This is a genomic window from Microbulbifer maximicatervae (SeqCode), from assembly GCF_052468155.1.
Window position 1 is genome coordinate 3,900,687 of the sequence record NZ_CP174335.1, and the last position, 25,889, is coordinate 3,926,575.

23 protein-coding genes are annotated in these 25,889 nt (G+C 48.0%); 4 read left to right on the top strand and 19 right to left on the bottom strand.

All coding sequences use genetic code 11. The features are described 5' to 3' along the window. Nucleotides 1-147: 147 nt before the first annotated feature. A protein-coding gene (locus ACJJIY_RS16610) for an IS3 family transposase (RefSeq protein WP_444897222.1) occupies nt 148-1,286 on the bottom strand; the annotation gives its coding sequence in 2 pieces (ribosomal slippage) (nt 148-1,037 and nt 1,037-1,286; 1,140 coding nt in all). A gap of 130 nt (nt 1,287-1,416) precedes the next feature. Here ACJJIY_RS16610 and ACJJIY_RS16615 point away from each other — a divergent pair. Both ACJJIY_RS16615 and ACJJIY_RS16620 read left to right on the top strand, forming a co-directional pair. Further along, nucleotides 1,417-1,815, top strand: coding sequence for a hypothetical protein (locus ACJJIY_RS16615; RefSeq protein WP_445358406.1), 399 nt, complete (start codon nt 1,417-1,419; stop codon nt 1,813-1,815). Then, entirely contained in the window at nt 1,812-2,051 is a 240-nt protein-coding gene (locus tag ACJJIY_RS16620; RefSeq protein WP_444897220.1) for a hypothetical protein, read from the top strand. Before ACJJIY_RS16615 ends, ACJJIY_RS16620 begins: the two co-directional genes overlap by 4 nt. A 1,633-nt stretch (nt 2,052-3,684) precedes the next feature. Here ACJJIY_RS16620 and ACJJIY_RS16625 read toward each other — a convergent pair. The 5 genes from ACJJIY_RS16625 to ACJJIY_RS16645 all read right to left on the bottom strand — a co-directional run bounded on the left by ACJJIY_RS16625 (nt 3,685) and on the right by ACJJIY_RS16645 (nt 8,467). Continuing rightward, nucleotides 3,685-4,257 carry a hypothetical protein gene (locus ACJJIY_RS16625; RefSeq protein ID WP_444897219.1) on the bottom strand — a complete coding sequence of 191 codons (573 nt, stop codon included), beginning with the start codon at nt 4,255-4,257 and terminating at the stop codon, nt 3,685-3,687. Between the two features lie 575 nt (nt 4,258-4,832). Beyond that, a complete protein-coding gene (locus ACJJIY_RS16630) occupies nt 4,833-5,258 on the bottom strand; it encodes a hypothetical protein (RefSeq protein WP_413665710.1) in 426 nt (141 codons plus the stop codon). Nucleotides 5,259-5,349: 91 nt separating this feature from the next. Beyond that, nucleotides 5,350-6,639 carry a DSD1 family PLP-dependent enzyme gene (locus ACJJIY_RS16635; protein ID WP_445358407.1) on the bottom strand — a complete coding sequence of 430 codons (1,290 nt, stop codon included), beginning with the start codon at nt 6,637-6,639 and terminating at the stop codon, nt 5,350-5,352. 41 nt (nt 6,640-6,680) lie between these two features. Next, nucleotides 6,681-8,075, bottom strand: a complete 1,395-nt coding sequence (locus ACJJIY_RS16640) for an FAD-linked oxidoreductase, L-gulonolactone oxidase family (protein ID WP_444913706.1) — start codon at nt 8,073-8,075, stop codon at nt 6,681-6,683. Nucleotides 8,076-8,080: 5 nt separating this feature from the next. Next, nucleotides 8,081-8,467: a c-type cytochrome gene (locus ACJJIY_RS16645; protein ID WP_444913705.1), complete on the bottom strand. Its 387-nt coding sequence runs from the start codon at nt 8,465-8,467 to the stop codon at nt 8,081-8,083. A gap of 859 nt (nt 8,468-9,326) precedes the next feature. Here ACJJIY_RS16645 and ACJJIY_RS16650 point away from each other — a divergent pair. Continuing rightward, on the top strand, nt 9,327-10,223 hold the full coding sequence (locus ACJJIY_RS16650; protein WP_445358408.1) for an aldo/keto reductase: 897 nt from the start codon (nt 9,327-9,329) through the stop codon (nt 10,221-10,223). 141 nt (nt 10,224-10,364) lie between these two features. On the opposite strand, the gene ACJJIY_RS16655 is transcribed toward ACJJIY_RS16650, so the two are convergent. After that, nucleotides 10,365-10,937, bottom strand: a complete 573-nt coding sequence (locus tag ACJJIY_RS16655; RefSeq protein ID WP_413665704.1) for a hypothetical protein — start codon at nt 10,935-10,937, stop codon at nt 10,365-10,367. A gap of 999 nt (nt 10,938-11,936) precedes the next feature. Next, nucleotides 11,937-12,704: a S1/P1 nuclease gene (locus tag ACJJIY_RS16660; RefSeq protein ID WP_445358409.1), complete on the bottom strand. Its 768-nt coding sequence runs from the start codon at nt 12,702-12,704 to the stop codon at nt 11,937-11,939. Nucleotides 12,705-12,995: 291 nt separating this feature from the next. Between ACJJIY_RS16660 and ACJJIY_RS16665 the strand changes: the two genes are divergently transcribed. Further along, nucleotides 12,996-16,136: a TonB-dependent receptor gene (locus tag ACJJIY_RS16665; protein WP_445358410.1), complete on the top strand. Its 3,141-nt coding sequence runs from the start codon at nt 12,996-12,998 to the stop codon at nt 16,134-16,136. Nucleotides 16,137-16,356: 220 nt separating this feature from the next. Here the strand turns inward: ACJJIY_RS16665 and ACJJIY_RS16670 are convergent, their stop codons facing one another. From ACJJIY_RS16670 to gspF, 11 genes are all read right to left on the bottom strand, one after another. Then, complete coding sequence (locus tag ACJJIY_RS16670) at nt 16,357-18,570, bottom strand: hybrid sensor histidine kinase/response regulator (RefSeq protein WP_445358411.1); 2,214 nt, start codon at nt 18,568-18,570, stop codon at nt 16,357-16,359. A 46-nt stretch (nt 18,571-18,616) separates the two neighbouring features. Continuing rightward, nucleotides 18,617-18,820, bottom strand: a complete 204-nt coding sequence (locus ACJJIY_RS16675; RefSeq protein WP_282932717.1) for a DUF2788 domain-containing protein — start codon at nt 18,818-18,820, stop codon at nt 18,617-18,619. 109 nt (nt 18,821-18,929) lie between these two features. After that, nucleotides 18,930-19,202 carry an acetyltransferase gene (locus tag ACJJIY_RS16680; protein WP_282932716.1) on the bottom strand — a complete coding sequence of 91 codons (273 nt, stop codon included), beginning with the start codon at nt 19,200-19,202 and terminating at the stop codon, nt 18,930-18,932. A gap of 184 nt (nt 19,203-19,386) precedes the next feature. Next, the gene (locus ACJJIY_RS16685) at nt 19,387-19,875 is read right to left on the bottom strand and encodes a type II secretion system protein M (RefSeq protein ID WP_413665700.1); all 489 of its coding nucleotides are present in this window, start codon (nt 19,873-19,875) and stop codon (nt 19,387-19,389) included. 57 nt (nt 19,876-19,932) lie between these two features. Then, on the bottom strand, nt 19,933-21,276 hold the full coding sequence (gene gspL, locus ACJJIY_RS16690; protein ID WP_445358412.1) for a type II secretion system protein GspL: 1,344 nt from the start codon (nt 21,274-21,276) through the stop codon (nt 19,933-19,935). Between the two features lie 11 nt (nt 21,277-21,287). Next, on the bottom strand, nt 21,288-22,289 hold the full coding sequence (gspK, locus tag ACJJIY_RS16695) for a type II secretion system minor pseudopilin GspK (RefSeq protein ID WP_444927724.1): 1,002 nt from the start codon (nt 22,287-22,289) through the stop codon (nt 21,288-21,290). A 3-nt stretch (nt 22,290-22,292) separates the two neighbouring features. Further along, nucleotides 22,293-23,021, bottom strand: a complete 729-nt coding sequence (locus tag ACJJIY_RS16700; RefSeq protein ID WP_445358413.1) for a type II secretion system protein GspJ — start codon at nt 23,019-23,021, stop codon at nt 22,293-22,295. 5 nt (nt 23,022-23,026) lie between these two features. After that, nucleotides 23,027-23,398 carry a type II secretion system minor pseudopilin GspI gene (gspI, locus tag ACJJIY_RS16705; RefSeq protein ID WP_444897205.1) on the bottom strand — a complete coding sequence of 124 codons (372 nt, stop codon included), beginning with the start codon at nt 23,396-23,398 and terminating at the stop codon, nt 23,027-23,029. After that, the gene (gene gspH / locus ACJJIY_RS16710; protein ID WP_445358414.1) at nt 23,388-23,954 is read right to left on the bottom strand and encodes a type II secretion system minor pseudopilin GspH; all 567 of its coding nucleotides are present in this window, start codon (nt 23,952-23,954) and stop codon (nt 23,388-23,390) included. The genes gspI and gspH overlap by 11 nt, the downstream gene beginning before the upstream one ends. Before the next feature lie 19 nt (nt 23,955-23,973). Continuing rightward, the gene (gspG, locus tag ACJJIY_RS16715; RefSeq protein WP_282932708.1) at nt 23,974-24,402 is read right to left on the bottom strand and encodes a type II secretion system major pseudopilin GspG; all 429 of its coding nucleotides are present in this window, start codon (nt 24,400-24,402) and stop codon (nt 23,974-23,976) included. A 267-nt stretch (nt 24,403-24,669) separates the two neighbouring features. Further along, nucleotides 24,670-25,887, bottom strand: coding sequence for a type II secretion system inner membrane protein GspF (gene gspF, locus ACJJIY_RS16720; RefSeq protein WP_413665695.1), 1,218 nt, complete (start codon nt 25,885-25,887; stop codon nt 24,670-24,672). Between the last annotated feature and the right edge of the window lie 2 nt (nt 25,888-25,889).

Consider the following 25,889-nt stretch of genomic DNA (forward strand, 5'->3'; position numbering starts at 1 on the left):
TTGATCTATTTCAAGCTACCCGTAGATTTTCTTGGAAGCATAATGGGGGATATGCTAGGTTGAAAGATAGAAATTATGCCAAAAGTATATTTATCTATGAGTAACTAAAAGGGAGAGTGTTGTGGTCAACTCCAAGCGGACACTTCTTTAAGCACATTTCTCAAATTCGATAGGGGCTAGGTCTCCCAGTGTTGTATGTATTCTTCGTGAGTTGTAATAAGCAATATAGGCTCTTACATCTGCTACCGCATCCTCCCTTGTCGGATAAAGGTTTCCCGTTACCCACTCCCGCTTCAGGCTGCTGAAGAAACGTTCAGTCGGTGCGTTGTCCCAACAATTTCCCTTACGGCTCATTGAACACACCATCCCATGCTGACTCAATAACGTTTGGTAGGTATGGCTGGCATACTGACTGCCACGATCAGAGTGATGCAGGAGACCTTTTGGGGGCGTACGCAAATTGACAGCCATCATCAACGCACGAGTTACCAGGGCCGTTTCCATCTTCCGATCTAGATGCCAACCAATAATCCGGCGCGAATAGAGATCAATCACTACCGCCAAGTACAACCAGCCCTGCGAAGTCCAAATATATGTAATATCAGTCGTCCAAACTTGATTTTTAGCACTCGGTGAGAACTCCCTATTCAGAAGGTTCTCTGCGACCGGCAGGTGATGTTTACTGTCTGTCGTCAGTGTAAATCGCTTCTTGCGCTTTACTGCCAAGCCTAGCTTTTTCATGAGCTTGCGGACTCGATAGCGCCCAACTTCAAAGCCTTCTTTACGTAACAGCTTCATTAACCGACGACTTCCCAGGCTCTGTCTAGATTCTGCAAATAGGGCCTTCAAACGATGGCATAGTTGCCATGTTTGAGCATCTATTGAGCTATTACCACGGCAACACCAATCGTAATAACCAGACTTACTTACCTGCATTACCCGGCAGAGCACCCTAACAGGAAAGCTGCCTTGCTGTTTTTCAATAAAGCTGTACTTTATTTCATTTCTTTCGCAAAGAAGGCGCTGGCCTTTTTTAGGATTTCTTTCTCCATCCGCAACTGCTTATTTTCACATCGTAATCGCTCTAATTCTGCACGCTCACCTACATCCAACCTCACACCGTCTTCTTCCTGCTTCAGTTCCTTTATCCAGCGTCGCAGGTTATTGGCTGTTGTTCCTACAGCCTCTGCTGCTTTAGAAATTGAATACCCTTGCTCAGAGACTAGCGCTACGGCGTCTTTCTTAAATTCCGGCTTGAAATGCCGACGTGTACCTTTTGTTGTCATACTTCACCTCGCTTGGTAGTTTTACCATCTTAGCGAAGTGTCCGGAAGGATTAGACCACTACAGAGCTAGTACCAATAAACCAAGGCAAACCATTTATATCAAAACAGCCGGCGACATAAGGATTGAGCCATGCCAAGTTATGATGACTTTATCAGCTTATTAGAAAAAGATGTTGAATTAGCCTTTAAAACCTATGAGCTCGACTTTAATACAGAGGCCTTCGACAGTAAATCAGGAGCCTACGAAATTGAGTTTGATTTTGAGTTTGTAAAACCCAACAAAATCATGATGGTAAAAAGCGGAAATTCTGGCAAGAAAGCAACATATCTCACCTGGGCTCGACAAAAAGCTGTGCCTGTAACTCTGAATAGTAAAAGTCCCCCTTACTTCTTTACCTCTCACCTCAGTAATTGTCGAATGACCTTCAAGTTCCATGACGACCAGAGTAAAAGTGTAACGGTTATCCATGTTGCAGGTGATGTTTCCCAAGGGAGGACGGGAGCAAGCAAAGAGATGAGCTGGAGATGATGGTAAAAACTCCCGATGTAACCGGGGAGAGGCGACTTTCAATAGGTGGCCCCAAAGGAGGTAGAAAAGGAGCAAACTTCAAGAAAAAGCAAGCAAAACTTGGTACCGCATACTACGATACCTGTGCACGGGTATTCGGGGTTCGAGATGATAGTGGTCAGTGGACCTTTTATACACAAAATATTGGTCGAAAGGACGAGCTTTTAGGTTTTTTTGAAGTTCAGCAATTTAATTAATAATTTCGCCTACCCGAAAAATACTACTGGAAGGTAGGCGCCCTCCAATCTCTAACCTTCATTATCTTCACTAACCCTTATAAAGCCGAAGACCAACAGAGCGGGAAGCCCGTTTTTACCTCGGGTGTCTACTTAGCAATAACATCTAAAGCCGTTATCCGTGAATCCGGGTACTCCTAGCCATCTATATCACTTGAAAGACAGCAGATAACCGTAAAAATAATGCTTAGCATCCACTCTCGCATACCTACAGGCCCAGACATGAAAAAATGGCGGCAGATATCCAAAGCAGCAAATCAGGTATTTCAACGTCATGATGATGGTCAACCCAAAAAGGCTACCTTGAAGCCTGTATGCGACTAGAAACCCTTCTACCCCAGTGGTTCAACGCCGAAGAAGCTGTAGTTGCCTTGGCTATTAACTATCTATATACGATATATCCAACTACTCCAACGGAAGTACTACATTAACCAAGTTGCCAATCCTGCCTTCAAAGCTAAGAACATACTTGTATGCAGCTATATCTCAGCTATTAATAAAAGTGCATTCAGAAGCTGGTGGAGATGTAACTTTCACTACACCAAGCCACACTCGTGGGTGCTGTTGAAACAACAACACCGCCCTACTCCCCCAGTATAAGACTTGGTAATACTATCCAATCACGCGCTTTAAATAGCTTGATTTGAAAGAGGTATACAAATCCATGTGGTGGGTATTACCAGCCATCGTCAACTACAAATAAAGGACGCTTGATAGCTGGCATATATTGGATTTACTCAAAGTTATGGTTCAAAGCATCCTCAAATGATACAGACTTAATCACGCTTCTAGCCGTAAAACGATTCATCCTTGCGGTATACGTTGACTTACATCTCTGTGAAGTCCCCAGGTCCCTAGCCTTAATCTCATTGGCTATAGCCCAGTGCCATTGAGAATGATATTTAAAAGTTTTATCGGCCAGCTTTGTGCAAAGCTCCCAATCACCAAATCGCTTAACTCTAGTGTCCGGCTCCCCAAGAAAAACTGTACAACCAGTGGACAGAATCGAGCCCGATATGACCAAAACCTTTAGAATTCTCATACTCAACAAACCCAAATGATACTTCAAGGATGAGCTTTTCGATATCCTGAACCAGATCACAGGATCGTACTACATCGCCAGCCCTTATCCATCTCAATTACTACCAGATGCTCGTAGCTACCTATAAGCATTCTAGGAATTCATGAAAATATTAACATATTGTTGATATTTGTTCATTTGATTATACCTAATATGCCTGAGGTATTTACATACCCAATTTAAGTGTTACTTCGGTGGTTAATTTTAGATACCTACTGAGTCTAGTAAGCGGCCCTTATTAGCTATCCTATCACGCCACTGAATCGCATGTTGCTCAACACTTAAGTCAAAGTAGGTGACTCTAAGAGTGACCATTAAAATATCGGCATTTAGCTCGCTATTTATCGGTTACTTGGATAAGCGCAGAGAAGCAATATATAAACCCCTTTTATACTAATTCATTAATCTAGCTAATCTCTTATGAATCGGGCCGCCTTAATTCGCCAAGTTACCATAATTAGTCACAAACTATATAATCAGATTATTGTTTGCAACATAATTATCAGCAAGAAGTCAAAGGTCTATCAGATTCCAGCGAGCATTATTTTGGCAATCAATAATCTGTTGATCAATGGCGGCTATTCGACCCCGAATACGCTCCCAATTACTTTTCTTCATTTTCAGCTCATCAGTAATACTTGCACTGTAATCAATAGCTTGATTATCAGCTAAACTTGCCGTCCGAGAGTCATGGTGTTCTTGCCGTATAGTAATCCAAATATTAGGGTCCAGCTCCGATGTATATGTGATGGCCTGACGGAGCTTCGTGGGTACAAATTCTACTCTGACGTTTCCATTTCGATCCGTAAAGTTAAGTACTTTTTGTTTGTCCACATTGACAATATAGAAAAATTTACGATTTTGGTTTAAGACCCAGTTCGCAATACCCTCAAAGGGGATCATCGCAGTATTGAGACCATGACTGCCAATGATCGTATTGTAATTAGAGTAACGGCGTTCATGTAAAATACCCGCGCTTACTCCAATTAGGTGAAGTCTCTCCCAGCTGCGCCCCAATCCAGAATCTCGATCCCCAATTATTGCTCCCAAATCACCGCTAATTAGCCCCATAGCGGAGCGAGCCATATCTCCTGGCAATGGACCTATAACTCCTGCTTAGTTATGCAGTGATCTATGCACAATCCCTTGTGGAGGATTGAAAGGCTTAGAGCTCGCAAACCAATCAATATCGCCTGAAATATCATACCCCGCAGAACTAACTCTAAAGTACATTATGTCGTCCCTGTAATTGAGGAAATTCCGTTAGCAACTAGTTGTCAACTTATAAACTTGGAAAGCGAGGGAAACTATCTGCCTGAAATCAGATAAGCAAATAGTTAAACTGGGGGAAAACTAACAATCCCTCCCAAGCCCTGAATATAATATCAGCAATCCTGAGGACACAACCACCTGTGTACTGCGCCGTAAGAAATGACTCAAATTTTGTCCGGCGAAAACCAATATAAACACCGCCGACACATTATTGGGTACCTATTTAGTTTGACCCAATAACTGCAATAGAGACATTATACGCCGACGCTTTTTGTAGAAATTAAAGTTCGCCCACCGACTTTAGCAATGACATTCTCACTACTGATTTGGCATGCTGATCATTATCGGCCACAACAAGCATCGTGACCGAATTTCATAGGGTTTAAAATTTAGAGGAGTATCCAAAGTGCGGCTATTAGATTCAGTGACATCATTATAAAGTCAGTGATAAAGATAAAACGCATCACACCTTTAACTTGCCACGGCCCTTCACCTTTTCGGTTTTGTAGGGCTACCGGAACATTGTAAATAAACTGTGTTCCGTGAGTGACAGCAAACACCAGCAGCAACGTAGCGCGTTGCACCTCCGTAGCAAATACTGAGGGGCTGATTAGCAGTAGTATATTGAGTAGCGCCAGCGACAGGTTAAAACCACCCAGAAATTTTCCCGATTCTGCCAAGATATTAAATACGGGGGTATCCCTTTGTTCCCTGGGTACCAGTAACTTCGCAAATATATGGTTCCTCAAAGAGAAAACGTTAAATCCCATCAGAAACCAAATCGTGTTTAACACCAAAACAACTTCATAGATCATCAATATCTCCAAGACTTGTTGTTTACCCGTCACTAAGGTCAGTACGTTTATTAAACAAGTTTGTACTTACTCCATTGTAGGGGTTGAATCCTCAGGAATTACTCATTACCGGCCAGAGATCCACTATCTCGCCTTTGCTATAGACCGCAATATCACCAAACTGCAGGAACACGGACTCACTCTGTGTGGGCCGGAGAAAGACCCAGTCGTCTTCATTCAGCAGTACCTTTTTTGAGCCATTCAGCATTTCTTGGTTGCTGGAGCGGCCATAGATGGGGTTGATCGATAGACCTTTTGGTGATTCTGGCTCCGCCTTCCAATAGCCGCCAGATATAAAGAAGCTATGCTCCCGATTTGGGTTCAACCAACTAAAGGGTCCGGTGAGCCCTTCTATGCCGGGTATCTGTGTCTGTGACAGTTTCTTCAATACAGGACTTGCGATATACGCCGCTGGTAAATGATCAGACAGAGTGGGAATATCAAAGCCCACCGGTTTAACCAGGCACGAGCCAGCGGCAATCTCGTTACAGGGAGCCCGGTCTGCTCGAGATTTGTACAGTTGGTAGGTTGGGCTACCGGCAGCGTTCAAAGTGGCCGCCTTCGGGAATGCACTTCCCAGCTGGATCTTAGCTTGCTCCACCCTGCTTTGGTAAATATCCAACCCCCGAGTGATTGCCTTTTCAGGTCCACCGAGAACACCTGGCATTTTTGCGGCGTGGGCGTCGTAACCCATAAAACCGGAAAATTCCAAATAGGGTTCCCGCTGAATGATACCGAGCATCGCGGAGAGATCTTCCGCATTGGCGATGCCACCCCGGTGTAGGCCTACATCAATCTCGATATTAATTCGCAAGGATTGTTTGAGCGATCGCGCCAAATCGGCGTATTGATTAAGTCTGCGGGGGCTGTCAACCAGCCACTGTAACTGCCGGGTAGGATCAAAATGCTCCGCCCTAGTGCCAGAATAAAAGGCCTTTGCCGCAGTAATCGGGAGAGGTTTCCCCAGCAAAATATCACTCGCTGGATAAGATTTAACCAGTTGCTGTAGAAATGGCAGCTGGAATACCATGATGCGATTAGTATTTGTTCGCTGAGTAATAGCGTCCAGCAGGTTTAGCGAGGGCAAAGATTTAGCCACTACCCGGTAGTCATAGTGACCTCTGAGGTGGCCGGCTAATATATCGGCGTTCTTTTGCAGATTCTCCAGGTCTACGAGCAAGGTGGGACCAGAAAAGCCGGCATTATCCAGAGCTTTAGAAACACTGGAGAAGTATTCGCTGTGCCCTCCCTGCCCTTGCGCTTTAGGGCGAAGAACGGCGACACCTGCCACCGCTCCTAACGCGACCCCACCTAGTATTAGCTTTCGTCGCTTGATATCCATTGTGCTTTCCTCTTTGAGGGGTCACTGCTGAGCAGCGTTGCTCAGGTAAAAAGCGTTTTCAGATAGGGGTTTAAGAACTTACCACTGGGGTCTAGCTCTCGGCGAACCTCAAGAAAATCCTGCCACTGAGGGTAGAGCTCGGCAAAGTCCGAGCCTTGTAGCTTGTTTAACTTGCCCCAGTGCGGGCGGCCCCCATATTTGCGCATAATGGGCTCAATGGCCTGGAACAGCGGTAGGTGGTCCTCTTCAAAGTAGCGGTGTATGGCGATGGATACGGAATCTTGCTTATAAAATGGGCTCAGCCAGATATCGTCAGCTTTAACGAAACGCACCTCGATAGGGAAGAAAACATCCAGGTTATTTTCCTCAATCGTTCGACGTATTTCCGCGAAGGCTTTCAAACCGTCCTCGCGGGGCAAGTGATACTCCATTTCATTGAAACGTACGTTTCGCTCACTGGCGTAATTCCGCCAGGAGGACTCGACAACGACTTCCCTCTCGATATCTTCCATCGCATTTTGCAGCGCAAACTGACGCAACTTCGGTGACCAACCCAGCCAGTCCCGCACAGATTTCAGGGTCATTACTGCTTCATTAGTATCTTCCCGCTCCGTAGAGAAGATTTCCTCTGTGGTCGGCTGGTGGGAATCAGCCATGCACATCCCAGAAAACGGGATATAGTAAAATTCAAAGTTCCGATTGGCCTCTGCCAGTGCTGGAGCCTGATCCAACACCTCTTCCAGGGGCGCTACCCAAGATTCACGACGCAAACGGTAGCTGGGCTGGTTCTGCATACGCACCTTGGTCACCATACCCAGGCTGCCAAGGGATACTTGCGCTGCCGCGAACACCTCGGGGTTTTGCTCACCATCACACCAGAGCGTATCCCCTCCTGCGGTCACCAGTTCCATACCCGTTGCATAGCTGGACATACAACCCAAGCCTGCACCTGTTCCATGGGTCGCGGTTGCCAGGCAACCACCTAAAGTCTGCTCATCGATATCTGGTTGGTTAATCAGCGCTTGACCGATATCCTCTAAGGGTTGGCCAATGTCTGCTACACGGGTGCCAGCGTAGATTGTCGCCTGGACCTTGTCGGAATCGTGGTCGGCGACGCCAGTAATACGGCCCAATGAAATAATTGTATCGTCAGTGGGTACCAGTGCAGTGAAGGAGTGACCCGCACCTACCGCCCTGACCGTACCTTGCGCTTCCGCAATTATCGTTTGCAGTGCAGGAATATCTTTGGGTGCCAGACGATGGGCCGGCAGACACTCTTGTGAACCAGACCAGTTCCGCCATCGAACACCCGCTTTTTTTGTCGGTGGGGCTGCAGCTTGCAATAAGGTACGTGCAACTGATGAGATGGGCGCGGCCGCTAATGATGCGGAGCCGATCGCGATAGAATTAATAAACTGGCGACGATTGAACCCCATATCCTTTACTCCGCTGTAGCCATAAAGACAATCAACTGTTCAAACTGCTCGGGGGAGCACTCAAAACAAAGGCCTAGTGGCGGCATACCCTGGAACCCATTGATCGCATTTTCCACCAACACATCCATCCCCTTCTCCATACGGGGCTTCCAGTTGGCTAAATCTCCGGTAAGGGGTGCGGCGCTGGCGCCAGTGCTGTGACAGCTGCGGCAAGTGCGAGTATATATTTCAGCGATTTCCGGATCAGCGGGCGCAAGAGACAGCGCTCTTTGGGTCAACATTGCCCGGCTTTTTTCACTATCCTGTGGAGGCTCAGAACATCCTTGAATGACATTTAGTACCAAAAAAAGAGACAAGAGCTTAAAGCTCCGGCGCAAGACTTCCAGTTCCATATGCGTACACCTACTACATTATTGTTGTTTATTTCTTTTTGGCTATTGCCAAAGCTATCGTGTACATATCGCTGGCACTATTGTTAATCATGATGACTGCTAAAACAACTACTTGAGTTGCCTGTTCTCAATTATTTCTATCGTAATTTATTTGCGTACCACTTAGAGAACCAAAGCCTATGCACATCTCGAAGTTAAAATCAGCATTTATTACAGAGATAAAATGACTCTTGTTAACAGTAGACAGGCTTTGCAAACATCAAAAAGAGCTATTTATATTTACGAATATATAGCCATAAATAGAAACCGCCGACCAAGGTGCCCAGCGGAACATTTAGTACACTCACTGTTGAAAATATTAAAGCTAATTCTGGGGCATACCTTTTATCCAAAAGGACAGCAATGCCAGCAAAGACCCCCAAAATATTCAAAGACGCAAACAGTATTGTCATCAACCCCATAAGACTGAATATATTGAATGGCATACTTAAAATTGAATTCCCAAAAACTGCGTATAGGAATAACAATATTGCGCTGGATATCAATAACATCAAAATTGAGTAAGTAATTATCAATCAGCCGGAAACTTTTTCCTCGGTACTAACCATGCGGTGCTCCTGTGAAGGTAAAAGCCCAAGCCTCTTTAGTGATCCTCAGAACATCAGGGCATTGAGAAATGACTCTAAAGTTGCTCCGGTTTCAGTTGTCAGCTAGCTCAACGATCAACATGACTCAATGACATTTATGACACCGATGGCGACTTTGGGCTGCCTACCCTTCTACTTTAGGCGTTGAGTATCAACAGGAACAGGAATACCCTAATGCTTTTCGATCAGGTAGGTATTCAGTGGTTAATAGAGTGCTAGCTTCTCCAAAAGGACCAGAACTGTCAGAGTTGGTCCAAGGCTACTGGCGTGTGAGTGATTGGAATTTAAGCCCTCAGGAGCGCCTGACATTCCTAAAGCAACATATAGATAAAGGGGTTACCACCGTAGATCATGCTGATATTTACGGAGATTACTCCTGCGAACAGTTATTCGGCGAGGCCCTTAAGCTGGATAGATCTGTTCGCAATCACATCGAGATTGTCACCAAATGCAATATCAAATTGCTTTCTGAAAAATATCCAAACAGGAAAGTTAAGTACTATGACTCCAGCGCTGAACATATTCAGCACTCGGTTAATAACTCCTTAGCCCACCTCGGTGTAGAGCACATCGACATCCTGCTTCTTCATCGACCTGATGTTTTGATGGATGCAGATGAAATTGCCAGCACATTCGCCGCACTGCAGAAGTCCGGTAAGGTATTACATTTCGGCGTTTCCAACTTTACCTCCCAGCAATTTGATTTGTTGCAGTCCCGCCTGAGTTCACTACTGGTGACAAATCAGGTCGAGATTAATCCTATCAATTTTAGCGCTGCGGAGGATGGAACTCTGGATCAACTGCAGCAATATAGAATTCATCCTATGGCTTGGTCCTGCTTAGCTGGAGGGGAAATTTTTAGTGGATCAAGCACCCAAGCAACACGGTTACGAATCACCCTGGAAGATATCAAGGAGGAAATCGGGGCAGCCAGTATTGACCAGGTAATCTATGCGTGGGTACGACGCTTTCCCTCCAAGCCCCTAGCAATTATGGGGTCGGGAAAAATTGAGCGCGTTCAGTCGGCGATAGAAAGCTTGAAACTCAATTTGAGTAGAGAGCAGTGGTATAGAATATGGACCGCCTCTAAGGGAATTGAAGTTCCCTAGATCCAGCTTTCAGCCTAACAAATTATTGATTACTTGGCTTACGCAAAAAATAATTTATTAAGACTAACCTCTTGCTTAACAATTGGGTGGTGTAACTTTAATTCGGTTACACCACCCATCAACCAGATAAGTATATTTGTTCTACGGCCCCATCTGGCTTGACCACTGCATCAAGCGTCCCTGGGACATATTTTTATTTTTCTCATCCCCATTATTCATAAAAGATGCCAGTTCGGTTACCAGATTTGCCTTTCGCCACTCATAAAGAAAGCTTGCAAGCACATGGAAGGCAGCATCTGAACAGTTGGAAATGACTTGCAGCTGACCATTATTATTCCCTTCCAGGGAACTCAAACGCTCCATCCACTTTCCTGGGGCAAATGCATAATGGTATGAGACTCCAATATTATTGAGGTGGGGCCCGAAACCCTGGGTACCCAAAAGATCTTGCTGCAAAAAATCTCTGAAATTACCATGCTGTGTCTGGCTAACTTGCAGGCCATAATACTGAGCTGTTGGGTCTGCATTCATCCCTGTGTCATCACGCCAACGACCAGCAATAGGCCTCATACTATTGTGACGCCCGCCCACTGAGCCTTTAAATGCATCCCAAGAACTGTTGGGGTCCCAACCTACAATAGTATCGATAACACCATTGTGACCTGATATTAATGCCGTGTGGCCATTCCATGTTCTACCCAGAGAACTTTCCACTCCACCATTATTCCACCACTGCGCGTAAAACCTGGAAAAAAGAGAACCGTATGACCTCAAACTGGATACAAAACAAATACCTGCAAAGTATCCTCCACACGCCCTAGGATTAAAACCTCTTCCGCTCATCGCCCACATCCTCCATAACGACTATGAAATTTTTTGCCAAAATTGTTATTTAATATTTTGACAATTCAAGAACTCTTTCAATTCATCGCTAAAGCCACTGAATTATTATATTTATTACTCAGGACCTAATGAAAATTGACAGACTTTCTATATAACTCGAGATTATTTGATACCAAATCTGGTACCACTGTGTCAACACGGGAAATATTTCAAGCTGAAGAGAAGGGGTAACTGAGAGGCAAAGTAAAATAGGAGTTATGTATCCTCTAAAATTTATCAGAGAATCGCAAACAACCCAATGGGTCCACAATAAAACTCAAGATATGAAAGGATATAAAGTGGTTATTAGATATTATTTGCTTATTACCAAGTATAGTTGAATCATGAAAATTATTAGGAAATTACAAAACAACAACCATAAGAGAACTCACATACTAAAAATTCCCGTATAAAGGATTCCTTTTACAGGCATAGCTGTACAAGGAAGAGTCAAAAGACTGAGGGGAAGCTACTTTAAAAATCCTTTCTCTCATCCACAATCGCGTTTAACTTTTCCTCTCCAACCTGCTCAATCGCATTACTCACGAGCTACTTGAGCTAAAGATTTCACTCCCCCTACTTACTTGAGCAAACATTTAAATGGGGATAATGATTGCAAATTTCAGCCATCTTTCGAAATAGATAACTTTACATAGCTACAGTTCTAGGCAATTACCGGCTGCTTATCGGACAAATTGATGAAATTCCAATTAATTAACCAATAGACATCAAGAGAACAAAGATAAAAGAGGATAATTCGACTGATTTTGAAACTTCACTTTTGGCTCACCACATCAATGGCGTAGAGTGAGGCGAGCCCCAAGAAAGAATTTACTTATTAGCCACATCGATCACAGGGTTACCAAGTGCACGGTTTAGAGCAGAGGCCAGGCGAACTCCCCCCTGCTGCAAACGCTTTTCAAGGGAGTCCTGACAGCGCAGAAAGTACTTTTCCCCAAGTTGTGTTTCGCTGGTATAGGCGAGACCATGGGCTAAGTGATGAGACTCCCGGGCCCAAACTTCGGCCGAGGTAGACTGCCAGATCTGCCTCTCAGCCGTACTTATTTTATCCGTTTGCTCCTGAGCATAATCTTGCCAGTCTAAAAACAAACGGGCGACCATATGGATATCCCAGAGCGCGTGTAAATTCGTTTCGACCCCATAGAATTGGACTTCCACATCATTACCCCCTTTATCTGAAAATAATCCGGTATGTAATGGCTGATGAAGGTCGCCAACAAAGTGGGCAATAAACATCAGTGCTTCTGCACGCTCCGTCTTGGTGCGCGAGCGATCGGCCAATACTTCCTGATATCTTTGAATCGCCTTCAATATACATCCTGCAGCTGGGCAATCCCGCTCCTCAACATAAGCAGACCAGTCTCGAGACAAGTTTATATAGTGAAGCGGCGCAGCCCAGTTATAAGTCTCATCAGACCTAATTCGATCAGCCCAAGTTGTGGATTCAGCTAGGTGCGGCTCACCGACTTCATCAAGGAGCAACTCTATTTCGGCGGCTACCTCCGGGTCCAGGTAATGCCATGCAATTTCTCCAACGACCCTGTGACCATCATCTCCCCAAGCGTGTGCTTGTGTCATAGCTGTGAGTCCAAATAATGCAACTGCTATACGGGCAATTATCAATCGTATGCTCATTGGGCATGTCCGCCAGAGTGAATTTGCTGCGTACTTTAACGCCAGTATGTGACAAGTTCACGGCTGTAATAATTTATTTATATGTGCACTACATAATCGCTTCAGCTCTTAGACAGTACCCAATAAAAATCACATAACAGTCTCCATTGGAACTTGGAACCTAAGTTGCAAGAGCAAAACTCGATAATTACTTGGGCCACTTGAGTTGGCAATTCTTTAGACCAGGAAAACGCTATGAAACCTTCTCTGTTCCCGCGCGTATTGTTATCCGCGGCGATTATCTCTGCAGCTAGTATGGCGCAGGTATCTTATGCACAAGAAACCGCAGCGGGTATCCGCGGATCTATTACCGGTAGCAATGGGCAAACAATTAGCGATGCCAAGGTAACGGTAGTTCACACCCCCTCAAACAGTCGTCGGGTTGTAGAGGTGAGCGATTCCGGCCAGTTCAACCTAAGTGGCTTACGTGTAGGTGGACCTTACACTGTAACTATAGAGTCAGGCGAAGGTAATCGGGTATTAGAAAATATCTACCTGTCTGTAGGCGATACCCTGCCGCTAACCTTAACTTTAGACAACTCCAACCTGGAAGAAGTGAGCGTAATTGGCCAAGCCATAACCAATTCTCGCTTGGCTGTCGGCCCATCTTCTCACTTTAATAGTGATGATCTGGCGAGCGCACCTTCTGTAAACCGCGATATTAAAGACCTCCTACGCCTCGACCCCCGCGTTTACATTGATGAAGCGAACGTAGACTCCATTCAATGCGGCGGATCAAACCCGCGCTTCAACAGCCTGACTGTTGATGGCGTTCGCATGAACGACAACTTCGGCTTGAACAGCAATGGCTATCCCACTGAGCGTATGCCTTTCTCATACGACGCCATAGACCAGGTAGCCGTAGAGCTTGCACCTTTTGATGTACAGTACGGTGGCTTTAGCGCATGTAATATCAACGCTGTTACCAAGTCCGGTACCAACGAGTGGCACGGCTCTTTCTTCTATGATTACACTGATGACGGCTTCCGTGGTGACTCTCTCGAAGGGGATGATATTCCCAATCCCAGCTTTGATGAGAAACGTTACAACGCCACCCTGGGCGGTGCCATTGTTGAAGACAAGCTGTTTTTCTTTGCTGCCTACGAAAAACTGGAAGGTGTAGCCAACTTCTACCGCGGCCCTGCCGGCAGCGGCGCGGCTACTGAGGTTCTGGGTGTATCCCAAGAGCAACTGGATGAGATTATCCGTATCTCCAACGAAGTATACGACTACAACCCCGGTAGCCTTCCGTCCAGCTTGCCAGAGGAAGACGAGAAACTCCTGGTTAAGTTCGATTGGAATATATCTGACTATCACCGAGCATCGTTCACCTACAACTATAACGATGGATTCTCTATCGCCGAATCTGATAGCGATGACGTCGAATTGGAGCTTTCCAACCACTACTACGAGCGCGGTGCGGAGCTGAATTCTTACGTTGCACAAATGTTCTCTGACTGGAGTGACATTTTTTCTACTGAAATAAAGGTTGGTTACTCTGAACTAGATAATCGCCAGCTGTCACTCGGCGGCACCGACTTCGGTGAAGTGCAAATTTATACTTCTAACGATCACAACGGGGATGGCATTCCCTCTGAAGCAACCGTTTATCTGGGTGCTGACGACTCCCGTCATGCGAACAAGCTCAGCTACGATAACCTAACCTTTAAACTTGCAGGCAAGCTTCTTCTGGGTGAGCACAACCTGACTGCCGGCTACGAGCATGAAAACTTCGATGTATACAACCTGTTTATTCAGGAAGCCGCCGGTGAGTATCGCTTCAGCAGTGTAGAAGACTTCGAAGCCGGCACCCCTAGCCGTATCACCTACGAAAATGCGACCGGCACCAATAATATTCTGGATGCTGCTGCAGAGTTCGCCTACGACATTGATACTTTATATATTCAAGACGAATACACTTTTGCAGACGTGGACCTGACCGTTGTAGCTGGCTTGCGCTATGACCGCTATAGCAGTGATGATAAGCCGGTGGAAAATTCTGATATTACTGCAGCCTACGGCTTCTCTAACCAGCACACCATGGACGGCCTGGACCTGTTGCAACCGCGCTTGGGTCTAAGCTGGAACGTCGATGACAGCCTAGAGGTTCACGGTGGTGTCGGACTCTACTCCGGTGGCAACCCCAACGTTTGGATTTCCAACAATTATTCCAATAATGGCGTATTACAGGTCGAGGCTCAGGATAGATCTGGCACCTCCCTGTTTGATATGGATTGGACTGGCAGCGGCAATCCTATCTACGATATCCCCCAGTCCCTCTACGATCAGGTTGCCAGCGGTGATGGTTACCCGGGCGGCGTAAACCTGATGGACCCGGATTTCGAAATCCCATCTGTCTGGAAGTATGCAATTGGTGCTAGCTATGAATTTGAATCTGGCTACTTACTGTCTGCCGATTACCTGTACAGTGACTACCAGGATGCCGCCATTGTTCAAGATATCTCGCTTGAACAGGCTGGCACCACCGTAGATGGTCGCGCAATTTATGACAGCTCCAATGACCGTAGCGGAGACTTTATGCTTACCAACGTGGATGGGGACTCTGGTTTCTCCAGCGTGCTCTCCCTTGGCCTGAGCAAATCTTTCGACTTTGGACTGAATGTGGCAGTTGGTTATGCTTTCACCGAAGCTGAAGACGTCAATCCGATGACCAGCTCTGTGGCCTACTCCAACTACACCACTATCGCGACTACTGACGCCGAGAACCCAGGTACGGCCACTTCCAACTATGTAGTACCGCACCGCTTTACTCTCAAGCTCGATTACGCCCAAGAGTTTTTTGCAGGTTACGAAACGCGCTTCACCCTGTTCGGTAGCGCTAACGAAGGCTTGCCCTATAGCTATACATTTAAGGGGAACAACCTGTCAGGTGTTGTTGGTCGAGACAACGCGCTTCTATACGTACCTACTGGAACAGATGACGCCAATGTAGTATTTGCGGATGGCTTTAGTGCCGAAGAGTTCTTTGCATGGGTTGAATCAGAAGATCTGGACAGCGGCACCATGGAACGCAACTCTCTGAATAGCGACTGGTGGACCAAGTTCGACTTGCGTATTGATCAGGAGCTGCCAGGTTGGCGCGCTGAAGATCGCGTAAATGCATACTTTGTTATCGAGAACCTGGGCAACCTGCTAAATGATGAGTGGGGCGTAATGTATCAGACCGACTTCCCACGCTATCAAGCCGCAGTAACAGCCAGTGTTGATGATCAGGGTCGCTACGTTTTTGAAGATTTTCATGAGACTTCGGGGCAAACCCGAGTTAATGAAGCATCACTTTGGAGCGCCCGTATGGGTATCCGTTACGAGTTCTAATCCCACCTTTCCCCGCAAGGCCGCAGTGTTTACTGCGGCCTTTTTTGTTTCGTCTTTCCAGAAACCGGTTCTCTACCTTCAATAGCTGCCGAGATAATTACTTTTCTGGAGCTAAACTTCTTCACCTCAAAAGCAGTAAGGCGTAAAGGTTGAGCGATTGGAAAAAAAAAGCCGCATTTACTTACAGCTTTTTACTCAGCATTAAGGCAAGCTCTGTAAGCTAAGCGCTACCCAGCCAACGCGCCAAGGTTTCCCGAAGAAGATCTTTACTCAGAGGCTTGGTCAGAAAATCATCCATACCTGCTGCCAGGCAACGGCCCTCAAACTGCTCTTCAGTAGTACTGGTTACAGCAACAATAGGCAGGCGATCATCCGGGCGATGCTCGGACTCCCAGCGACGCAGTATCTCGATAATCTGCGCACTGTGATCCGTATTTTGCTGGCAATCCACTAAAACCAAATCATAATGGCCTTCAGACAAGCGAACTAGCGCATCATCCGCATCTACCGCTATATCTACTTGGTAGCCGAGGGCCTGAAGCATCTCCTCAGTCACCCACTGATGTGGCCTGGACTCCTCTACCAACAGCAATGAGTAGTGACGCGGCTGATCTGCACCACCGGTAATCACTCTTCGACAGCTTCTTTTTGCACCGCCAAACAGTAATCCCACTAACGCATCGTGCAGTTCTTTACGGGTCACCGGTCGGCTCAGATACTGTGACGATGGTAAGAGTTGCTGCAAGTGAGCAAACTCACTTTTCTGGCCAAAGCCGCCCAGGCATACCAGGCGACTCTCTTTTTCACCAGCCTCTTGGGACTCTTCAAAGAAAGGCGTAATGGAGTCGAAAAGAGTCGAATCCCCCATTGCCGGTGCCATCATTACCAATTGGTTGCGTTCTACCGCTTGGCGAAGTAGCTGCTGGACTTCGCACTCACAACCTTCACACCAGCGGATCGACTTAACATCCATCCCAAAAGAGCGCAGCACCTGCACCAAACCTGAAATAAATAGGCCCTTCTGATGAATTAACAGGACTTCAATATCCTGTAACTTTCTGTCCGGCGTGAGGTAGGTTCGCTGATTTGGCTCGGTGGAATACTTGATCACCACCTGATAGCGGTTGCCATCTGGGGTTGAATGCAGTTGAAGGTAACCGCCCATTGCTTCGGCTAGGCCTTTAGCAATCGAGAGTCCGAGACCTGTAGTTACCTGGGTGGTATCCATACGGGAGAAGGCACCGAAAAGTTCGCTCTCGTCCGGCAATATCTCACCGCGCCCATCATCCATCAAAGTGATCGAGAGCTGCCCTTCTACCGTGGTGATCGGGTTATAAGATACCTCACCCCACAGCTCGCCTCTTTGGGCAATGCCAGTAGCGGAGTCCACCAGATTGCGAATCAGCTGGGCCGTTTTGCGATTATCCCCTGTCACCATCACCGGGAGATTGTCATCAATCTGGAAGTTAAATTCTAACTCCTGACTGTGGGCAGCTCTCGCTGCAAACTTGAATGATTTTTCTACAGTCTTAACTAGGTTAAACGGGCCCTGGCGCAACCGGATATCTTTGCGAGCCACCCGGGTAAACAAGCCCACATTATCAACCAGTTTGAGTTGTTGGCTACTGGCAACCTTGGCCAGCTCTACCCATTCGCGCTGACGGTCACTCAATGGCTCAGCTTCGAGCAGCGCTAAGGCACCAAGGGAATCAGACAGCTGACTGCGGAATTCCTGTCCGATATTAACTATGAACTCATTGGTCAGTTCAACTGCAGCTTCAGAGTGTTTGCGGGCTGCAGCCAGGCTACTCGCTCTCTGTTGCAGCTCCTGCATCGCAGACAGACGCTCCCAATAGTTCTCCGATTCACGACGGCCCTGGTGGGCAGTCAGCCAAATAAAAGCGAGGGTGAGAGTTCCGTAGATGGTCCCCAGAATCATGCCCGAGAACAGTGCCATTAGCGCTGCTGGTAGTAGTGAGGTTGCGGTGAACCAAGTCAGAAAACGATGGTAGGGAGAAAATACGGTGGTAACACTGGAGCAAAAGATTACTGAATAGATCCACAGGAAGTGGGTCTCAGGCGCAAACCCCATTAAGTAGACAAAGTAAAATAAGGTAATGCCCCACCAGGCTGAGCCGATAATCGAGAACAGAAAGTAACGATTGCGCCAACGATTTGGTCCCGAGCCATACAGGTGGTCGAAGCGAAAAACGTAGTAGCCCCTGATCAGGGTTAGTACTACCAGGCCGATTCCCATTGTTAATAACAGGCGCGGAGCTTCTAGGCGCATGTCGCCAATAGAGGCTGCGATCAGAAATGCAAAAAGGGAGAGCACCATGCCGCGCCGGGTATATTTGGCGATACGCATGTCAGTTGCGCGGCAAATACGTCTGTCTTTTTGAACCTTAAGTTCAGGGCGATCAAATATAGACATTGCGACCTTCCCTGAGAGACTGGGTATCCGGTGCCATTGAAGCTCCCTAGCCTATCCCGAGTACTTCAACCAAAACGGTCTTTATTAGAAACCCCAGCAATCCAAGCCCCAGAGCGAGGAACAGAATAAATGTCCCAAATCTACCAGCCTTGGAGTCTTTTGCCAGGTTCCAAACAATAAACACCATAAATAGAATTAGTGCACCGATTCCCAACCACAGGGAATACTCTTCAAACTGCTCAAATGTCATGCGTGCATTCGCTTAAAAAATTGGCGCGCATTGTACAGTGCTTGAGGGCAACTGGTAAGTCATTGGCAAAATCTAGTCGACCACCGTACCATTTGGTAAAACTATAAATTCAAGCACCCTGATAGTAGTCGCCATCCTCTGAAGCGTGAGTGCCGCAACGAAGCCTGCGAACCTCTTTATCCCGGTAGCGGCTATCATGCCAGCATCTAGGAAGTGGCTCACCAGAGAGGAAGCATAAGTCAGTTTTATCGAAGACTTCTGGGTCCTGAATCTCTTCACCCCACAAATAACGGCCTACCACAGTCAGCTCGTAGGGATTCGAAAGTGTGACGATATCAGCCACTTCTACCAAATGCTTGGTGGATATGTCTTTAAAAAGCATAGTGGCACCTTTTTCCTCGTTACTAATCCAGTATAGGGCTAAAGATGACATTTCCGCCTAAAACCGCCCGACTACTGTGGGGGCCGCACGAATGGGAGCGTCGATATTCGAGTGTACTTAAGGGGTGGTTACTGGGGAGAAGCAGGCCCGAGTTCTATATTCGAGCCTGTCAGTAGGGAGGTTACTAGCCTTCGATCGTCAATCGAGCGGAGACCATACCTTCATCGGCAAGGGCATCCAGATTAATCGTGCGAACAGCCATTTTCTCCTGCATTAGGCGATTCAACCAGGGTTGCAAATCCTGATAACGGACTTCTTCAATCCACAATCGGATGCGGTTTTCACCCTCAGGCTCAAAGCGCTTAATCACAATCTGGTTTTGTTTTGCCGCACCAGTAACGCGCTGCAAAAGAGTACCTGAAGCACCGCCAGCACCACCGCCTGCGGGCTTTATTCGCTCCAGCGTCGGACGCTGGCCCTCCATCCAGTTAACCAGCTCACGATTTTCTTCCGCTCGCAAGCGGGACTCATCAAAGAAGCCCTTTGCCGGGGAATACAGGCCATAAACTATAAAAATTACGGCTCCGAATATACTCAGCAAACCCAAGGCTCTCTGGTCATTGGGCGGAAGTGCCTGCCATTTCTGGCGCCACTGTTCGATCTGTTCTTTCATTATATTGCTACCACCAATCTCTTCTTACGCCTGGCTGCTTTATATAAACCGCTGGCTCTAACGTAAGCGAATACGGCCTGAAACGCCTTTTTTCAACTCGTTCGCACCTAACAGGTCCGCCTTGATCCCGCCGCCAGATAGCTTGCTGACAAATGCATCGAGATCAGACAGGTTTTCTGCCTGAAGCTGCAACACCATTTCTCCACGCTGGCCATCAAAACGAAGGGACTGTAATTTTAATGCGCCCCCTTTGTGAGCAATCCAGACTTTGCTCAACTGCTGCATCTGGGTAGAGAAAGCACCACCCTGATTACCCGCGCCTTTCAGGAAACCTTCAAGCTGTCGGCGCATCTGGGCAGACGGTCGAGTATTCGGGAATAATTCCGTAAACATCGCCCGGGCCTGCTCTTCAGACTGGTTGCCCTTCCACTGATAAAAAGCACCGGCACCAACGAAAAACAGTAGCTGGATAACAAAACAAGCGGCAGCAACTTTAGCCGGGCGTATCCACCAAGCCGCAGCGCTCTTATTACTCGATAACTGATAATCTCCAGTTAGCAAGTTTGTTAGCAGCCCCAGTTTGAACCGTTCAATAAAGACTTCTTCCGCTGAGCGCTGGTTCAGCTGTAAGCCATCGCCAAACTGGGATTCCAACTCAGCAATCAGCAGCCCATCCTGCTCGCCAGCCCCCAGCAGTACTACCTGTTTGTTATCGATCGGCTCGCCGCTTTCAGAATCATCTTCGCCTTCGGATTCATCACCTTCATCAACTAATAGCGAACCGAGAAGAGGCTGTAAAAAATCGCGATTAACAGTTAGACCCTGCCCGGCATCTTTCCAGATATGCGCTTGGCCGCCATCCAGCCACAGGCGAATGTCACCTTCGATCAAGCTAAGTAATTCATACTCCGGCACTACAGCAGCCAGCGGCCACTGGAGCCGCTCCAACTGGGAGTGAAGCGCTTCTATTTTTTCAACATCAATGGCGTATACGCTGCAGAGATCACCGGTGCGGGGTCTGCAGGCAAAGTGTAAGTCCTCGACATCCTGGGCCAAATGCTCCTCAACCATGTAACCAATGGCACTTGCCTGGCGACGAGCTGCCTTAGGTATAGTTTCGAGACCGCTCCATACCCAGTTACCAGGCACCATCAGTAGCGCTTTGGCTCCCTCAGGAAGGTTGAGCTGAGGGAATTCAGGCTGCTCTTCGACAGCTTCAAATTCGGGATTAAATGTCTGAGCAAATTCTGAATCCAAGGCTACTTGTTGCCAATTACCCTCTTGCCACTGATGCAAGCGCAGAGTCAGGTCAGCAGTTTCGCTCAGCCGCAGCAGAACCAGAGACGACTGAGGAGGCGCTGCAGGGGCTTCAATCTCGTTAATGCTTTTCTTTTTAAACATACAATTTCTAACTATTCGCTCTCTTCAGTGCTTTCGTACTCGAGCAACTCCTGCATCATTTGACCAGAAAAGGCCCGGCGCTGGCGCTGGCGCACCCGAACCTTGCCATCTGTACTATTCCGAACCAGGGCGGACTCCCAATACTGCCTGTATTCGCCATCGCTTCCGAGTTGGACAGCAATTCGCGCCAGAAAGTGCTGGCTTTGAAAAGTAAAAGGCCCCGAGTTAGCGATTTCATAATCTGCATATTCACTCGAGTCACTGATATAACCGCCCGACTCGCGAAGTTGCACCAACTTGGAAACACTTGCGGAAGGCTCAATCGCCTCGATTAACTCCTCAGAAGCCGTGTTGATATTCACCAGGGTTCCTGTCTCCGGGAGGGCACAAAGGAAAGGCACAAGTTTCTCCCAGTCCTCTAATTCCATATCTACTACCGATGACAACTCAGTAATATCAGTGATCATCATGTCCGGTGTTCTGTGGGCAAGTTCCCTTCCCAGGTAGCCGTCATCCTCTGTCCCCGAGGTTCGCGGGGTATCGCCATCGTCCACCCAATCTGCAATTGACTTGGCCAGGTCAGACTTGCCGGTAACATTATTCACCAGGCGCTGGAAGATCTCGAATTGATCACTATCGCTGCTATCAGACAAATTATTCACGTTAAAACATGAATGTAAGTCTTTGATATTCATGCGAATTTTGCCATTATCAGGATTGAACTGCAGAACTGGGAATGCCCAGGCCTCCAAGGCATGGTCTGCGGTTTCCTCCTCTTCCTGGTCTTCCTCGAAATCCTCCAACAGCGCTACCCGTGTCCAGGCCTCAGCCGCTTCAACAAACTCTGCCAACTGTGTGTTGGCCAACAGTGCACCGCTGCGGGAAATCGCAATCTGATCGCGCAAGATAGCGTGGGATACCGCCGCGATGGCAATCACCATCACCAGCAGTACAACAATCAGAGCCACCCCTTTTTGACGAGCCAGCGACCTCGGCATTTTTCTACCTTTCATCGCCTAACGCCCGTCATCATCATCGTCGTCAGCAGAGGAACTGTCTTCCGCTGCCAGTATCTGGAAGACACGACGGACCTCCCCGTACTGCCGAGTGACAATAACAAATTCAATAGCTTGCGGAAGCCGTATATCCGCTTCTGTTTGGGAACCGTCCGAGCTGATCGGTGGCCACTGGGCAACCCAGGCATCAGTGTCTGGGTCCAGGTATTGAAGGCTTAAACTTTCGACTCCCATTAGCAGAGGCTCGGCGATGGGCGCAGAATCGGGAGACCGATCCAAGACCTGCCAGCGACTGCGCAGTAATAACCCACCTATATCGTCCTCGCCCTCCCGGCCAGTGCCGGTGGTCAGGGAGTCGATCTCAAGATCCTCGGCGTATCCGATGCTATAACTCAAACGCAATAGCTCGCCCCGAGGTTCCCCGGTGAGATTTGCCGCACCAAGGCGTGTAAATTCCAACTCGTCTTCATCACCACGTAACGCATGCTCATAACCGCTGTAGGCATTCTTAACAGCGCGGGCAGTTACCTGGCGAAAATCATTGTCAATACGGTACATCGCCATAGAAAAGCGACGTAGCTGCTCGGCCCTCTGGTCCACCATCTCTTCGGTGTCAAAAAAGAGTCCCAACAGTGAAAAGGAACCGACACTGATAATGGCGACAAGAACTAAAACTATGAGGACTTCAATGAGGGTAAAGCCCGACTGGCTGGAAAGGCGCAAAGACATATCAGTTACTCCTCCGCAGCCCAAGCATCCAGGGTCAGAGTTGGGTACTCAGCATCCAGGTGGCCTACTTCAATAATGATATGGCGCAAGCGCTCATTACTGGTGGCCTCCACTCGGGCACTAACCTCCCACTCCCTTTGCCCCAGGACCACCTGATCTGTTTGTTCCCCTAAAGGAGGCCAAGGAGTTTGCACACGGACTTGGGAGAGCACTTGTTGGGCAACCCAGTTTGCCGAGAGGCGATCCTCCATCACCCGCTGCTGGCCAACACTGCGCTGCATTGCCTTCAGAACACTGGCGGCAATAACCCCAAAAATAACCAGGGCTATCAAGACTTCTACCAATGTAAAACCGCGCTGGGCTCTCTTAAAATTCATCGGCCTGCCACTCTAGCTGCAATCCGTTCAGGCTGGTGTAAGAAATAGTTGCACCTCGAACATCGTTGCCATTTTCGACAAGGTACATGGCAACTTCCACGGGAAGTACCTCTCCACTGGAGAGAGCAACAAATTGCGGAACGACTCGATCTTCATTGGTCTCTTCTGCAAATTCCGTGGATTCTGTCGACGGCAGCTCCGCCTCAGTTATCACTTCAAGGCGAACAATTTCCGGCAATTCATGGGTGGCAAAACGCGCAGCACGCCTCCCCGACGCAACCGAATCTATCGGCAACCAGGTCATTGTTTCTTGCTCAAAATGCACCACGCTATAAGTGCCCTGTTCAAAAACAACGCCGTAATGCATTTTGTCAATCAGGGCTCGATCCGCAACCAACTGCAAAAGGGCCGACAAGCGCTGGGCTTCTTTTTGCCACACGCGCCCGCCGGAATTCCCCATCGATAGAGTCGCCATGCCAGCCAGAGAGGCGATGATGACAATCACTACCAACAGTTCGATCAGCGTAAAGCCACGGCTTCGACCGATGCTATACATCAAGTGCAAATTTCAGGTGTTACAGGTCAGTAACGTAGATATCAGCAGCTTCGCCCTCACCGCCCGCTTTGCCATCGGCACCGAGGGTGAATAGGTCGTAGGCACCGGCACTGCCTGGGCTGATGTACTGATATTCATAGCCCCAGGGATCTTTTGGCGCTTTCTTCAGGTAGGGCTCAGTCCAGTTCTTCGCTTCGGGGAAGCCGGATGGGCGGGATACCAGTGCCATCAGGCCCTGATCAGAGCTGGGGTAGACAAAGTTATCCATGCGGTAAAGGTCTAGTGCAGTCTCGATAGCTTTCAGGTCAACCCTGGCCGCTTTCATTCGAGCTTCGCCGGTCTTGCCAAGAACATTAGGTACAACCAGTGCACCAAGCACCCCGAGAATTACGATCACCACCATAATTTCAATCAGGGTAAAGCCACCACTTTTACGTAGGGTTTTCATTTTTCTCTCCTAGTTCACTCTAATTCTGGGAACCCCAAGGGTCACGATACCCTTCGTGACCCCAATTATTTAAAAGTCACCAAATCAGTAAATTACACGATTCCCCAGCCTAAAGCAGCAACATGCCCAGCAAAACTGCCGCTCCCAGCCCAACAAGAATCTTCGACGCCTCTAGCAGTGTAAAGCCGGCGCTGTTGCGCAAGGATTTCATACCAACCTCCTGAAGCAGCTACGCAATTTCTCTTCGACCTACATCTAATTTGAGCATTAAACAACCAATTCGTTCATGCTCAGAATCGGCATCATAATAGCCATAACGATGAACAACACGATGGCAGCCATTATCAGCAGCATCAGAGGTTCAAAGATGCTCACAAAGGCAGTTACCGCACCCTGCAAATCCTGCTCTTGCGAATCCGCCGCACGCTGAAGCATTTCATCGAGAGTGCCCGAAGACTCACCACTTGCGATCATATAGATCATCATCGGTGGGAAATAGCCTACATCTTCCAGGGCTTTACGAAGGCTCCCGCCCTCGCGCACGCTCTTTTGAGCCGCATCGAGTCGGTCTTTAAGGAAGGTATTGGTCATTACTCCACCGGCAATACCCATGGCTTGAACCAGCGGCACACTGCTGCCCGTAAGAATCGCCAAGGTCCCTACATAGCGAGCACTCTGTGTCCCTCGCATCATCCAGCCAATAATTGGCAGCTCCAGCAAACGGTGGTGGAAACGATATCGAATTGCCGGGCGCCGCAGCATCATCACAGCGCCAAAAATAAGCGCCCCAAGTGCCGGCGGCACCAGCCAGCCCCAGGCAGAAATAAAATCGCTCATGGAGACCAGGATGCGGGTAGCCAGCGGCAAAACCTGCCCGGTGCCGGTAAATACCTCGATAACATCAGGTACCACGTACACCATCAAACCGGTTACAACCAATACACAGATAAATACCAAAACAACTGGGTAGATCAGAGCCAGCTGCACCTTCTGCCGAAATTGCTGCTGCCCTTCCGTGTAGTCACCGAGGCGATCCAGCACCGCATCCAAATGACCAGAGTGCTCCCCTGCTTCAACCGTAGCGCGATAGAGTTTGGGAAATGCCCGAGGGAAACTACTCAGGGCCAAGGCAAAGCTGTGCCCCTCAAGAATTTTGCCCCGAACAGCCAATACCACGCGTTTGATTTTTTGGTTGCGAGTCTGGTTGGCAATGGCCCCAAGGGTTTCTTCCAGGGGAATACCCGCTCGAAGCAAAGTGGACATCTGCCGAGTTAGCAGGGCCAGGTTTTTAACACTCAGCCCAGGGCTACCAGATAGAAAGCTGGCGCCGCCCTTCTCTTCTTTCTCGGTAGCTGCACTGACTTCCAGGGGCACCATGCCTTTCGCGCGCAGTTGCTGCCGCGCAGCGCGCGCGCTATCCGCCTCGAGCGTACCGCGACTCTTGCGGCCGGATGCTGCCAGCGCTGTATACTCAAAAGCTGCCACAA